The sequence below is a fragment of the Baaleninema sp. genome, assembly GCF_049974805.1.
Lineage (GTDB): Bacteria > Cyanobacteriota > Cyanobacteriia > Cyanobacteriales > Geitlerinemataceae > Baaleninema.
Map to the genome: position 1 here is coordinate 1 of NZ_JBNGCO010000126.1, position 12,328 is coordinate 12,328.

A 12,328-nucleotide genomic window follows, 5' to 3' on the forward strand; every position below is an offset into this window, starting at 1 on the left:
CACAGCCCTGGATCGATCGGGGATTTGGCCACGAATCATTTCCTATGGCTATATTATAAATTAATAGAATTTTTGGTTTATTTATGATATAATATACAGTTAAATAATTCAAGTATTAAACGAATAAAATGACGGCAAGTTCCGAAAAATCAATCGCCCCAAACACGAGCGATCGCAACTGGATCGATGGCTTAAAATTCGACGATCGCGGCTTAATTCCCGCCATCGCCCAAGACGACGGCGACGGAACCGTACTCATGATGGCGTGGATGAACCGAGAGTCATTACAACGCACCCTCGAAACCGGCCAAATGCACTACTGGAGTCGTTCCCGTCAAGAACTCTGGCACAAAGGCGCCACCTCCGGCCACATCCAAAAAGTCAAATCCCTCTACTACGACTGCGACGCCGATACCGTTCTGGCCAAAATCGAACAAGTCGGAGACATCGCCTGCCACACCGGGGCGCGAAGCTGCTTCTTCAACCAAGTGCTGTAACCAATCCCCGCGAATCACGCGACGGGGCTTTCTAGCCCTAACCTGTTACTCTATCTCGCACAGAGCAAGACAGCAGGCTGGCGCTTTCGAGGCGGGTTACAACGCCTCCAAGACGTTTGATATTGTTGGCTCCATTAAAATCAGCGTCGCCTTTCCATCCGCAATGCCCACACTCGAAAGTTTTGCCAGAGCGGTAAGACTTTCCTTCTTCGGGGTGGATGTGTAGGCATCCATGACAAGTCTGACTGGTGTACGCAGGGTTCACCAGAACAACGGGGACACCTTTAGCCGTTGCTTTGTAGTCGATAAACATCCTGAGTTGATAGAACGCCCAACTATTGGAACGTCTACGCTCAGTTTTGCTTCTACGCTGCTGGTTGGTGCGCTCCCGAATCCCGGTCAAGTCTTCCAGCGCAATGGCTTGATTCGCTGAATATGCAGAGTCAACAATCCGTCTACTAATGTTGTGGTTTACCCATGTCTGATAACGCTTCTCTCTGCCAGATAGCCGTTTCAGCAGCCGCTTACTGCTCTTTGTGCCTTTCCGTTGGATAGAAGCTCGACTACGAGCAAACCTATCTCGCTTCGCTTTTACCTCCTTCCCTGAAAACCTCTCCCCGTCTGAGCTAATCGCTAAGTCTGTACGCCCCAGGTCAACACCTTTAATCCCTGAATCATCGATCGGCTCAGGGGGTTCGTCCTTGACCTGGATGTGCAGGTAGAACAGTCCATTCCGGTGTTTACAAAGCGTGGCTGACGTAGGGGTATGTCCCTCCAGTTTCCCGATCTGATAATTGCCGAGAACCATTGGAATAACCTCTCTGCCATCCACTGTTGACAGGCTGGCAGATTGGTCTTTTGCTCGATAACTGAAGATGCGAGCATCATAGTCCGCTGATGTGGGCTTGAAGCTCTTAACTGGGTTGCCTACCTTACGGTTAGCAGCTACCCTCGCACAAACCCTGACAGCCAAATTCGCCGACAAACCAAATTGACGACGGATTTCCTTGTATGTTTCTGCCTGAATCCGGTTCTTATTCTTGATTTTGGGGTTGACCGTTCCATTGACGTAGTTGCAAGCATCAGCAAAAGCCACCAGAGTTTTATCGAGCTTTTGAGCTTGCTCTGGCGTGGGGTTAAGCTTGCAAACTATCGTCAACGTTTGTTTCATGGGGATATTATAACACACCTAGGTGAATGTAGGCGACTAAAGTCGCCGTTCGTTTTTCCTCCCCGCGAATCACGCGACGGGGCTTCCAAACGTATCGGAGGATTTCGTGAACCGAAACAGCTTCCCGTCCAACCCAAAAACCAGTCTCTCGATCTTCCATCGAGATCCCCGGCATCTTCAAGATGCCGGGGATCTTAGAGTTTGAAGGGTCAACTTAGATTGGTTGTTCCGGCAAACTCTCCGGGTTCTCCGTGCCTCTGTGGTGGCGAACGACTACCCCAAACGGCGTTCGATCGCGCCGTCGTAGCGTTCCGCCATCGCCGCTAAGGTGACATCCAACACCGTCGATTCCCCAGATACCACTTCCAAAGCGGTACCGGAAACCGTTCCGAGTTTTTGCCAATACTCACCCAGGGTTTCCGCCAAATAGGTTTCCCAAACCGCCACATTTTCCGGCGACACCGAGACCACAATACGCGCCCCGCCTTCGGCAAACAGCACCTCATCCCAACGATACGCCGTCGGGACCGGAAGCGACAGCTTCGCCCCGAGTTGTCCGCCCAAGCAGGATTCCGCCACCGCTACCGCCAAACCGCCTTCAGCGCAATCGTGGGCAGAATTCAGCCAACCCTGACGGATGCCGTAGCGACAAGTAGCTTGAATAACTCGTTCCAACTCTTCGTCCACGCGAGGGGGTTTTCCTGTAACCGTCTCGTGAACCACCGCCAAATATTCCGAGGCGGCGAGGGTGGGGGCAGCCAACTCAGATCGATCGCAGTCGGTTTTCAGCCCCAACAAATAAATCGAATCCCCTTCATGGCGCCAACCCTGACCGCAAACTCGGGTTAAATCCTCAATTAACCCCACCATTCCCACAACCGGCGTCGGGTAAATCGGCGTGGGGTTGCCGTCGGCGTCCAAGGTTTCGTTATACAGCGAAACATTACCCCCCGTCACAGGCGTTCCAAAGCTTTCGCAGGCTTCCGCCAACCCTTTACAAGCCGAAGCCAGTTGCCAATATCCAATCGGTTTCTCAGGACTGCCGAAATTGAGGTTGTCCGTCACGGCGACGGGTTCAGCCCCCACGCAACTTAGGTTGCGGGCAGCTTCAGCCACGACGTATTTCGCCCCTTCGTAGGGGTCGAGATAGACGTAGCGGGAGTTACAATCGACCGTTGCCGCCACGCCGCGATTCCAAGTTTTGTTCGCGTTATCGCTTCCCGCCTGGGGTTCCTGGGGACGCAACCGCACCACCGCCGCATCTGCCCCACCGGGAACGATGACGGTGTTGTTTTGTACCTGGTGGTCGTATTGTCGATACACCCACTGTTTCGAGGCGATACTGGGGGTATCGAGGAGTTGTAACAGGACATCGTTCCAGGTTTTGAGTTCGCCGCCGATATCGATGCCTTTTTCCTGGCAATAGGGTAGGCGATCGATCGTCCAATGCCAAGCAATTTGAGCGTATTCCGGCGGTTCGGGGAGGATGTCCCGTTCGTAAATGGGGGTGTTGTCAGCCAGGGCGGTAGCGGGGATTTCAGCGGCGATCGCACCCTGGTAGCGAATGCGAACGATGGGGTCTTCGATGACTTCTCCCGCGACGACCGCGTGCAGTTCCCATTTCTTGAAAATATCGATGAGTTCCTGTTCCCGTCCCTTCTGCGCCACGAACAGCATCCGTTCCTGGGATTCCGACAGCAGATATTCGTAAGGCACCATCCCCGTTTCCCGCACCGGGATTTTATCCAGGTCTAAATCGATTCCGACGCCGCCGTTGGCTGCCATTTCCGAAGTCGAACAGGTGATTCCTGCCGCCCCCATATCCTGGGCGGCCACCACTGCGCCGGTTTTGAAGGCTTCCAGACAGGCTTCGACGAGGGCTTTTTCTAAAAACGGGTCGCCCACTTGGACGGCGGGTCGATCGTCGAGAGAATCGTCGCTGAGTTCGGCACTGGCAAAACTCGCGCCGCCCATACCATCTCGTCCGGTGGTCGATCCCACGTACAGCACCGGATTTCCGATACCCGACGCCCCAGATTTGACGATCGACTCAGTTTCCATAATACCGATCGCCATCGCGTTCACGAGAGGATTTCCCGTGTAAGCCTTATCGAAATAGACTTCACCGCCGACAGTGGGAACCCCGAAGGAATTCCCGTAATGGGAAATCCCTTCAACGACCCCCGCGAAAATGCGTCGCGTGCGGGGGTTCTCCAGAGAACCGAAGCGCAGCGAATTCAACACCGCCACGGGACGCGCCCCCATCGTGAAGATATCCCGCAGAATCCCGCCTACCCCCGTAGCTGCCCCTTGAAACGGTTCCACCGCCGAGGGGTGGTTGTGGGATTCAATTTTAAACGCCAGTTGCAATCCGTCCCCAAAATCGACCACTCCAGCATTTTCCCCCGGACCGACGAGGATGCGATCGCCGGTGGTGGGAAACTGTTTGAGGAGAGGTCGGGAATTCTTATAACAGCAGTGTTCCGACCACATCACGCCGAACATTCCCAATTCGGCTTTATTGGGATGGCGGCCTAATCGCTGGACAATTTCCTCGTATTCTTCGGGTTTGATACCTTCAGCAGAGAGTTCTGCCGGGGAAAAGGGAGATTCGGAAAGCGTTGACATTCTCATCCTGGGACAAAACCACAGGATTCATTGTAAGTGAAGAGGGGTAAGTGAAGAGGGAACGGGGAACGGGAAACGGGGAACGGGGAAGAGTGGTGAAATCTCCTCACCTCCCCATCCCCTCATCCTCTAATTTCGCGCCAGCCACTTCTGGGCGTTCAACCGTTGCACGACGCCGAAAACCAGCAGTTGTAAGTTGATTCTGCGTTCGTCCATCAGGAAGGGTTCGATGGTACTCGGTTGGGTGCCGTCCGCCGAACAGGAAAAGGCACGAGGTCCTTTGATGTCCGCTTTGGGGAAATAAACGACAAAGCGGCGTTTGCCCCCTTGCCAGGTGCCGATGACTTGCCAGCACTCGTCGGAAGGGCTGATGGGGCGAACTCGATGTTTTTCAAACTTGAGTTCGAGATCGTCGATTCCCTGGTTTTCCAGTTCCGCTTTCAAGGCAGGCAGGTAATCCTGGTGCATGAAGTCGGCGAAGGGTTTGTCTTCGACTGCGGGGGGTTTCTCTTTTTTGGCTTTCCCGCCTTTGGCGGCGGCTGGCTTCTTCTTCTCTTGGTTTGCGTCTTCTGCCATGAGATCGATATGAGATGAGTACTGTTACTTATGGTTCAGTATAAATCTCAAGCGGGAATTGGGGGGATATGGGGCGCGTCACTTGGTGATGACGCTCGACAGGATAACGGTGACGGTGGCCGCCGCGATGAGGCTGAGGGCTAACTGAACCACCCATTGAATGGCTTTTTGGTGATTCTAGAATTTTCGATCGAACTGTTCGATTTCTTGTTGTAAGTCTCGCATCTATTTTAACATTGTTTCTCGATGGTTTTTTGGGTTTTCGGCGTCGATCGTCATGGCTTTTTATTTGTATTATATACCTTTGTTGTTTTTTAAATAATTGAACCGATCGATTAATATTTTTACCAACAAAAAGTTATATAAGATATCTATTTTACTCAAGATCCCCGGCATCTTGGAGATGCCGGGGATCTGGCAACATCTGGTAACATCTAGGTCTTTTATAAAAACTCGTCCTATAGTCAATTCTCTGTATTCTCCGTTAAACTTTACACAGCGACCCGTTTTTTTTTCTTCGACCTTCCTACAAAGTAATTTTTCATAAAAGAAACTCACCTAAAGAAAAAGGGGAAGACGTTCCATTTCGATCGCGTCTTCCCCAAAAAACTTAACCATTGCGATGTTGCCAAGCCAAATCCAGTAATTTCGACCAGCGTTTCTGAGCCTGTTTGGGCGTACATTGGAGTTGAGAACAAATCTCGCTGTCGCTGACGCCGGCTTGCTTGAGGGCGATGAGTTTCCGTTGCGGGGGGCTGAGTTTTTCCAAAAACTCTTTCCACTGAGCCGGAGACATCCCCAAATTGCGATCGAGATCCGCCCCCAACCACTGATGCACCAGTTTCCAATTTCCCGCCCGAGAAAACTTCTCTACGTGGTACTTAAACCGTTGTTGAAGATAATCCCTTTCTCGAGAAGACAGTCCCAAAATTTCGTCGATTTCGTGAGCCGACAAATCTTGTAACTTCAAGACTAAATAATCGATGCAGTCGGATTGACCTTGCTCTTTCAAATAGTTGACGAGAGAGCGAATCACGCGATCGCGCATCACCGCTTCCGAGGGATCGACGGTTTCAGAAACCATCTGTTCGCGCACTTGACGGGCAGCTGCCGAACGGCTGTGACTTTCCTCCTCTTCCGTTTTTCCAGACTCCACCGCCAGTTCCATATCGATCGAAGTTTCCGGCGGTTGTCCCTTAGCAAATCCTTGCGCTCTCAAAATCACAAGTTGCTGGGAATTGTGACCCGGAAGAGAAATGCGGCGTTTGGCGTATTGTTCCGTAAAGGCCATGTATTCCGCCAACTCCACGCGAGTCCGAGGGGTGTAATCTTCCGGTACGTCGTGTTCGCGACGGAAAGCCCGCAGGACTTCAATATAAAACCCTTGCAGAAAGTCTTCGATGAGGTTGTATCGACCTTGAAACCCGAGTTTCGCTTTCGTCGGGGCAATGTGGCGGTACACCATCACGCTGAGGTTGCTGTGGAGTTCCACGCGACCCTGTTTCGAGCCGAGTTTATAGTAAGACGAGATTTTAGTCAGGCGATGGTGAGCGAGGTTGAGTTTCCACTTTTCCACTTCCCCCGAACGCTGAATGCGATCGCTCTTTTGACAGATGCGTTCGACTTCGCGGGCGATGCGTCGGGCCACTTGTTTGCCGCTGCGGGAGGTGGTTTCTAACTCCGTTTGCAAGTGCTGGAACACTGTATCGGCAAAGGGATCGGCGGGGGGTTCGGCAGCGGTGGCCGGCGTGGGAAGCGGTGCGGAACGTCCGGTTTTTAAGTTGTCGTCGATGCCCTGGTTGAAGGAAGTTGCGAGTTTGATATTCATGATTTTGCCTGAAGGTAGCGCACTCGGGTGGAAGAAGAGATGTAGCGGTGGCGGTCAGCGTGCCTTTCCGTCTACATCTCAACTTTAGGAGCGCGAAAACTGCGCTCAGGGCGCGAAAATGCCACTATCGGAACCTGTTCGTCCGTCTCGAACCAATTCCGCGATCGCCCTATCCGAATTCGCTGCCTGACCTTGGCTGTCCCAACTCGCGATCGACCGCCCCATCAAGGTTCGATCGACCCCTCTCGCCGTCTGACTCGCGACTGTCAACAGTGGACAGTTCGCCGATCGATCGTCGCTGTCAACGCCACCGTCTCAACTGGCACAGTCAACGGGTACCGTCAACGAGCATCCTCGAACCTCAAATCCACGCCTCTGCCGCTTCCCAATTCAAGCCTTTCCGGACGATTTGAGGATCGTTGTCGTCCGTCAAATCGAGAATCGTCGAAAAGTCATAACCCGGTTCCAAGCCGTCGTCTATGATGACATCGATTAACTTATCCCAGCGATCGAACAGTTCCGCCTTATCGAGAGTTCGTCCCACCTTCACCGTCGGAATCGGCGTGTTATCGTCCTGACTGGGCAAATACGCCGACGTGGAAATAATCGGATGTCCCAAGGCTTCGAGAAGCGACAGACATACGGGTCGATCGGGAACGCGAATCCCCGTGGTTTTACGTTTGGGGTCCATCACCAAACGGGGGACGAGTTTCGTCGCGGGTAAGAGAAAGGTAAACGGTCCTGGTATCAGACGCTTCATAATCCGATAAGCCGGATCGGAGACCCTGGCATAACTGGCAATGTTCGACAACGAGGGACAGAGAAAGGTAAGCGGCTTGTCGTTGGCGAGTTGCTTGATTTGGCGAACTCGCTTGACGGCAGATTTGGCGTTGATGTCGCAACCGATGGCGTATACCGTATCGGTGGGGTACAACATCACCGCCCCGTCGGATAGGGCATCCCCGATCTGCTCTATTCGACGCACTTGCGGCGTCTCCGGATGAATTTCGTAAAGCTCGGCCATAAGTCTGTTTTTTTATCAGGTTGCGGTTGGGGACGCCGGGAAGGAAATCCCCCTTGGCAAAACACATTTATAATCGCATCTGGACGGTGTGCGTGCGGATATTAAATGAGTAAGATTGCATATTTCGATTGCCCCACGGGTATCGCTGGGGATATGTGTTTGGGAGCCTTGGTTGATGCTGGGGTTCCTGTGGACTACCTCACCGAACATTTGAACCGTTTGGGGGTGGAAGAAGATTACCGCCTGCGCGTCGAACGGGTGCGTCGTAACGGCATCTCGGCGATGAAAGCCTATGTGGACCTGCGCGATATGACGGAAGAACCGCCCACGTTCGACGCGGAGAAACATCACCATCACCACCATCACCACCATTCTGAGGGAAATCGCTATTTACCGGAAATTGAGGAAATGTTGCAGTCGGCGGACATTCCCGATCGCGCCCGGAAATGGAGTTTGGCGGTGTTTCGACGGTTGGCGGCGGCTGAGGGGGCGGTTCACGGGGTTTCGCTCGATCGCGTCCACTTTCACGAAGTCGGCGCCACGGATGCGATCGTGGATATTGTGGGAACCTGTCTCGGGTTGGATTGGTTGGAGATCGATCGACTCTACTGTTCGCCGTTACCGACGGGAGGGGGAACGGTGAAAGCCGCTCACGGACGAATTCCCATTCCTGCCCCGGCGGTGTTGAAACTCTGGCAAATGCGCCAGGTTCCGGTGTATGGAAACGGGATCGATCGCGAACTCGTCACCCCCACGGGGGCAGCGTTAACGGTGACGTTAGCGGAATCCTTTGGCGTTCCTCCGGCGATGACGTTGCAACAGACGGGGTTGGGGGCGGGTTCGCAAGAGTTGGCGATTCCGAACCTTTTGCGCTTGTGGATTGGGGAAGACACGCAACCTTCGGCGATCGATCGGGTTTGCGTGTTGGAAACTCAACTCGACGATATCAGCCCCCAGGCGATCGGCTATGTTTTCGAGCAACTCTTCGAGATTGGGGCGTTGGATGTTTTCACGCAGCCGCTGGGAATGAAGAAAAATCGTCCCGGTATTTTGCTGACGGTGATTTGTTCTCCCGACAAGCAAACTGACTGCGAGGCGGTGTTGTTCCGAGAAACGACAACTTTGGGAATTCGTCACAGTTTTCAGGAGCGATCGATCCTCTCGCGAGAGTTTCGATCGATCGCCCTCTTTGAGAGTGAAGTTCGCGTGAAAATCGCCCGCGACGCTAAAGGGAACGTCATCAACGTTCAACCGGAATACGAAGACGTTGCCAAACTCGCTCGGAAACAGGAGATGAGTTGGCAAGAGGTTCACCGTTTGGCGTTGCAGCAATGGCAGCAGGAAAAGGCGGAATAGAAATTGTTCCGTCCTCCCAATTGTTGAAAAACCGGGTTTCTTCAAGGAACCCGGATTCTGACAAAGTTATCCGGATTCCTCCTCAACTTAAGCGAAATCTTCGCCGATTAACCCCCCTCCAATCCCCTCTGTGTCCTCTGTGTCTCTGTGGTGAAACCTACGAAATCACCCACAACACCAGCGGCAACGTCACAAACGCCATCAACGTCGAAACCATCACCACTCTCGCCGTCCGAACCCCATCCCCGCCGAACTCGTTCACCATCAAAAACGAACTCACCGCCGCAGGCATCGAACTCTGTAAAATCAAGACTTGCCAGTCAAGTCCCGTCAATCCCAACGCTGTCGCTACAATATAAGCAACCATCGCCCCACCGAGAAGACGCAACAAACTCGCCGCCCCTTCATACAGCGTCAACTGTACCTTTGCACTCGCAACTTCCATCCCCAGCAACAGCAACGCCATCGGAATCGTCCCTTGGGCGAGAACGTGCAGTCCCTCATCCAGTTTGAAGGGTAAATCGAAGGGCAACAGTCGCAGCAAAAACCCCGACAACATCGCCCAAATCAACGGTAACTTCAGCGTAAAGCGAATTGCGTTGGCAAAACCGCCGCCTTTTAAAATCGCCGGCCCCGTGGAAAAGACCAAGATGCTACAAATAATCAGAACCACCACGGCGCGATCGAGTCCCGCTTCGCCAAAGGCAAAAAACGTGACCGACAATCCCATATTTCCCGTGTTGGGAAAGGATGTCGTGGCGACAACGCTTTTTTGAACTACGGGAGGAAACTTCAACAACCGCCCCAATCCCCACGACAGCAAACACAGCAAAAGGTAGACGAGGGTAAATCCCAGGAACAATCCGGCGGCGTTTTCCGCTGTCAGGGGCATTCGGTAAATGGCATCGGCGACGAGGGCGGGAGAAAAGACGAACAGCGTCAGACGGGAAAGGGAGGCGCGATCGAGATGCAGGGTTTTTTCGACGAAAAAGCCGATGGCGACGATGCAGGCGACGGGGAGAACGGCGGATAAAATAGCAGTCATGGCAGTGGGCGATCGGTTGGCGAACAGTTGGGGATACGACGGCGTGCTTCGGACAAACCCTGCAAGCATTGTAAGGATTTGCCAACTGAGGTATCGCCAAACGTCTCACGATTCGCGATCGCTAGGGATTCCGTTGGGGTTTTTCTCGTCTCGCGTCAATCGTCCGTCTTCGAGATACAACACGCGATCGGCGACATCGACGATACGGGCGTCGTGAGTGACGATGAGAATGGAACTTCCGAACTCTCGGGCGAGTTGCTGCATCAATTCCACGACATCCCGCCCCGATTTGCTATCTAAGGACGCCGTCGGTTCGTCGGCGAGAATCAATTGGGGACGGTTGACTAACGCCCGGGCGATCGCGACTCGCTGTTTTTGTCCGCCGGATAAGCTGTCGGGGTAGTCGTGGAGGCGATCGCCCAATCCTACCGCTGCTAAAATCGATTTGGCGCGAGTTTCGGCTTCGGTTTTGCTGAGTTCTCGGTGCAATTGTAAGGACATCCAAACGTTTTGTTTGGCGGTAAGAAAACTCAGTAAGTTATGGGATTGGAAAATATAGCCGATTCCTCGGCGGACGCAAACTCGTTCGTTGTAAGATGCGCCGAGAAGCTCTTTGCCAAAGACTCTGAGGCTTCCGGTTTGGATCGATCTCAGCGCCCCGATTAGTGTCAGCAATGTGGTTTTTCCGGAACCGGAGGGACCCTCAATCATGGCAATTTCGCCCGGTTGTAAGTCCATTTCGATATCGGATAAGACGTTTCGTTTCAGTTTTCCTTGGCCGAAGGCGTAGTTGAGTTGGTGGATTGAAACGATACTGTCTGGTTTCATGTTAGGGAAGCTCAATAAGTGTTGAGGATCGGTTCACCATAGAAACTCAGAAGACCCGGAGATGTTTGAATCTACAACAATCCGATTGTTTTGAGAAATTTGAGTTAGTTGAAAACGTCTGCAGGGTCGGCGTCTCTGAGTTTGCGAATGGCGATCGATCCGGAAATACTACACATTAAAATGGTGATAATCAGCAAATAAGCTGCACGAGAAACGGTCATATAAATTGGTAAAAATGTTGAAGATCGGGTCAGTTCGTACAGCCACCAAGAGACTCCCAATCCTGGTAAATAGCCTAAAATGGCTAAAATGATGGCTTCTTGTATTAAAACCTTCAATAAATAAGAGTCTCGATAGCCCATTGCTTTTAAGGTGGCATATTCCGGTAAATGGTCGGATACGTCGGAATATAAAATCTGATAAACGATTACTAATCCAACCAAAAATCCTACAAAAACACCTAAACTAAAAATAAATCCGATTCCGGTACTATTTGCCCAATAATCTCGTTCTATATTGGCAAATTCTTCTCGGGTTAAAACTTTGGTATCTGAGGTTATAAACTTTTCGATTTCCTGTTTAACGCTGTCTATATTTTCCCCAGGTTCGAGATGAATGACGCCCACTTCAATTTGTTCTGGATCGCGATTTTTGAAGATTCTCAAAAAGGTTAAATCGCTACAAATAAAATTGCCTTCTGCGGAAAAAGACGCACCTAACGTAAAAAATCCCACGACGCGCAGGCGCGTTTCGTTGACTTCAACCTCTAAATGGGGATTTTCTTGAAATAACGTTTCGATCGCACCGTATTCGGGACGAGAAGCGCGATCGAACAACACCCGATCGATCTCCGTCAGGCGATCGAGATTCTCTTGCACTTCCGGAAGGTTCAACGTCGGCTGTACCGGATCGATTCCAAACCCCAAAATCACCCGACTCGTCCCGTTTTCCGGGTTTTTCCAATCCGCCGAACCGATATAAATCGGACTGACATTTTCCACTCCCTCGATCGCCCGCAGTCGATACAACTGACGGCGCGAAAAACCTTTCATAGAAAAAATCGTTTGATAAGTGGAATTAACGAGAACCAACTCGCCGTTAATGCTGTTGTGAGGTCCGAGGGCGCTGGCGTACAACGCACTTTGAAACCCCACCTGAACGAACATCAGCACGTCCGCAAACGCAATCCCCGCAATGGCTGTCATCAATCGCGTTTTTTCTCGAGTCAGTTGTAACCAAGCAATAGGAAGCATTTACAGTGAACAGTGAACAGTGAACAGTGAGGATAGTTTTCAGTTTTCAGTTCGCGGTTTCTCATCCCCCTAAGTACAGGACAAAAGTTGCAGAGCCTGGAGAAACTGAGAGCGAAACAGAG

Annotated in this window: 11 protein-coding genes; 2 read left to right on the plus strand and 9 right to left on the minus strand. The window is 52.0% G+C overall.

All coding sequences use genetic code 11. The features are described from left to right. Positions 1–128 precede the first annotated feature (128 nt). The gene (hisI, locus tag ACP5D4_RS18575) at positions 129–497 is read left to right on the plus strand and encodes a phosphoribosyl-AMP cyclohydrolase (protein ID WP_428013106.1); all 369 of its coding nucleotides are present in this window, start codon (positions 129–131) and stop codon (positions 495–497) included. 37 nt (positions 498–534) lie between these two features. Here hisI and ACP5D4_RS18580 read toward each other — a convergent pair whose 3' ends face one another. The 6 genes from ACP5D4_RS18580 to ACP5D4_RS18605 all read right to left on the minus strand — a co-directional run bounded on the left by ACP5D4_RS18580 (position 535) and on the right by ACP5D4_RS18605 (position 7,724). Continuing rightward, the gene (locus ACP5D4_RS18580; RefSeq protein WP_428013107.1) at positions 535–1,668 is read right to left on the minus strand and encodes an RNA-guided endonuclease InsQ/TnpB family protein; all 1,134 of its coding nucleotides are present in this window, start codon (positions 1,666–1,668) and stop codon (positions 535–537) included. Positions 1,669–1,941: 273 nt separating this feature from the next. Continuing rightward, positions 1,942–4,296, minus strand: a complete 2,355-nt coding sequence (gene purL / locus ACP5D4_RS18585) for a phosphoribosylformylglycinamidine synthase subunit PurL (protein WP_428013108.1) — start codon at positions 4,294–4,296, stop codon at positions 1,942–1,944. A 129-nt stretch (positions 4,297–4,425) separates the two neighbouring features. Continuing rightward, positions 4,426–4,872: a DUF2996 domain-containing protein gene (locus ACP5D4_RS18590; RefSeq protein WP_017662897.1), complete on the minus strand. Its 447-nt coding sequence runs from the start codon at positions 4,870–4,872 to the stop codon at positions 4,426–4,428. A 610-nt stretch (positions 4,873–5,482) separates the two neighbouring features. Then, positions 5,483–6,700 (minus strand): HetZ-related protein, encoded by a 1,218-nt coding sequence (locus tag ACP5D4_RS18595; RefSeq protein WP_428013109.1) that lies wholly within the window; start codon positions 6,698–6,700, stop codon positions 5,483–5,485. A gap of 105 nt (positions 6,701–6,805) precedes the next feature. Beyond that, on the minus strand, positions 6,806–6,970 hold the full coding sequence (locus ACP5D4_RS18600) for a hypothetical protein (RefSeq protein ID WP_428013110.1): 165 nt from the start codon (positions 6,968–6,970) through the stop codon (positions 6,806–6,808). 91 nt (positions 6,971–7,061) lie between these two features. Then, positions 7,062–7,724 carry an L-threonylcarbamoyladenylate synthase gene (locus tag ACP5D4_RS18605; RefSeq protein WP_428013111.1) on the minus strand — a complete coding sequence of 221 codons (663 nt, stop codon included), beginning with the start codon at positions 7,722–7,724 and terminating at the stop codon, positions 7,062–7,064. 105 nt (positions 7,725–7,829) lie between these two features. Between ACP5D4_RS18605 and larC the strand changes: the two genes are divergently transcribed. Beyond that, positions 7,830–9,080 (plus strand): nickel pincer cofactor biosynthesis protein LarC, encoded by a 1,251-nt coding sequence (gene larC / locus ACP5D4_RS18610; RefSeq protein ID WP_428013112.1) that lies wholly within the window; start codon positions 7,830–7,832, stop codon positions 9,078–9,080. Between the two features lie 157 nt (positions 9,081–9,237). On the opposite strand, the gene ACP5D4_RS18615 is transcribed toward larC, so the two are convergent. The 3 genes from ACP5D4_RS18615 to devC form a co-directional block, all read right to left on the minus strand. After that, complete coding sequence (locus ACP5D4_RS18615) at positions 9,238–10,125, minus strand: AEC family transporter (RefSeq protein ID WP_428013113.1); 888 nt, start codon at positions 10,123–10,125, stop codon at positions 9,238–9,240. Between the two features lie 105 nt (positions 10,126–10,230). Then, the gene (locus ACP5D4_RS18620) at positions 10,231–10,953 is read right to left on the minus strand and encodes an ATP-binding cassette domain-containing protein (RefSeq protein ID WP_428013114.1); all 723 of its coding nucleotides are present in this window, start codon (positions 10,951–10,953) and stop codon (positions 10,231–10,233) included. Between the two features lie 104 nt (positions 10,954–11,057). After that, positions 11,058–12,206 (minus strand): ABC transporter permease DevC, encoded by a 1,149-nt coding sequence (gene devC / locus ACP5D4_RS18625; protein WP_428013115.1) that lies wholly within the window; start codon positions 12,204–12,206, stop codon positions 11,058–11,060. Positions 12,207–12,328 lie beyond the last annotated feature (122 nt).